At 48.3% G+C, this 1,656-nt stretch carries 2 pseudogenes; both read right to left on the bottom strand.

Annotation, left to right across the window (positions count from 1 at the left end):
* Positions 1 to 700 (bottom strand): annotated as a pseudogene (locus CIK04_RS23765) (glycerol kinase); the annotation flags it as partial.
* Between the two features lie 153 nt (positions 701 to 853).
* Positions 854 to 1,656, bottom strand: a pseudogene (locus CIK04_RS23770) (sodium/glutamate symporter); the annotation flags it as partial.

Consider the following 1,656-nt stretch of genomic DNA (forward strand, 5'->3'; position numbering starts at 1 on the left):
CAGAACTGCACATAGACTTTGCCTGCAGGCAGATAAAATCACTGATGATCTCTTCTTCAATCGGTAACTGCCGCCCGTAAGCATGAGCAACCCCCGCTAAATACAGCCAATTGTCGATCAACAACTCTCCTTTAGAGCGCACATAGTGGCCATCTAAGGTGCGKTGCTTCGCCTCAAATTTCTGTCGGAAACTGGAAAATGACTTATCCGTCGCATGCACTTCCGCGTCTTGCCCCAAGAACTCCACCACCGACTGCCTTGAGGCGTTTGTTACGTGTAATTGAATCATGCCGACAACAAATGAGTATGGCTTCTCCTCACCGTCGCCTTTTTGTTTACCACCGGCACGAATGCCCGACTCGGTCACTTCCCAACCATGCTCGGTTTTGGCCATCCAGCCCATTTCACTGAGCAGCTGGTTCATCTTTTTGGCATTAAGCCCGAGCAGCTCACCGATTTGTGTCGCGCTCAATAACTTGCCTTGAGTTGAGGTCAACTCAACATGCAAGATTCACAGGCCAGACAATAAACATGGCCAAATTTCGTATGGTCAACATATTCGCCGCCAAACCGCGCGCCAGTCGTGAGATCATTATCGCCACTCGCTGATGTAACCAGCACGGCTTAAATCGGTAAACAATTGAGAGGCTTCAATGTTGCGCATTTTAGCCAATGCCGTCGTTGAGATTTTGTCCGTCATGGCTGCCTCCTTTCGTTCGTGGTTATTTACCGTATACAAGAACCATTATTCTAGCCGAAAACGTCGGCAAAGGCAGTGACTAACCTTTTGTTCTCTGGAGATAAATCGCAGTGCGACCTCCACCGCAATCCCATGTATTGAGTGAAAAGTCAATTACCCAAGAAAAGCGATAAAGCCTTGTAATATCAGCATATTGACTAATCGATAAAAAACGCGCCGACGATAGGACACCACTAAAAACGCCTGCGGAGAAGGGCCAAAGCGATTCACAATCGACCCCATGTTCATCACAGCGGTGGGGGTCGCGCCCAAACCAAAACCACAATGACCGCTGGCGATCACCGCACTGTCGTAGTTGCGCCCCATCACTTTAAACGTCACGAAGTAGCTAAACAGCACCATCACCAATGATTGAATGGACAAAATAAACAGAAATGGCAGCGCCAAATCAAAATATTCCACAGTTTTAAGCTCATCAATGCCATCGCCAAAAACAGTGAGAGCGAAACGGTGCCGAGCATATCCACCGTTTCTAAATCCAACTTTCTCACTTTGGTGAGCTCAAGGAAGTTGGTCACAAACACGCCCAGCAGCAGCGCGTAAACAAAATCGGGGATCATCAACCAAGCAATGTCTAATTGATTGACCCACTGAGACGAARTAGCGCGCGCCAATCACACACAGAAACATCAGTGCCAAGCTTTCAATCACCTTCTTCGCAGTGACTTTGTCTTCTTCATTTTCATTGTAAGTAACCAAATCAGCAAACMGTTTGGTGGGCCTGCAATTCTCGACCGTATTCAGACTCCAATTGGTGTTTGTCCACCAGACGCTGTGCCACAGGGCTGCCCAAGATCCCGCCCATCACTAAACCAAACGTGGCAGAGGCCATCGCGATTTCTAAGGCGTTCTCTAACCCGTAGTTTTGCGCAAAGGTATTCGACCATGCTGCTCCG

The sequence above is a fragment of the Vibrio sp. 03_296 genome (assembly GCF_002265885.1).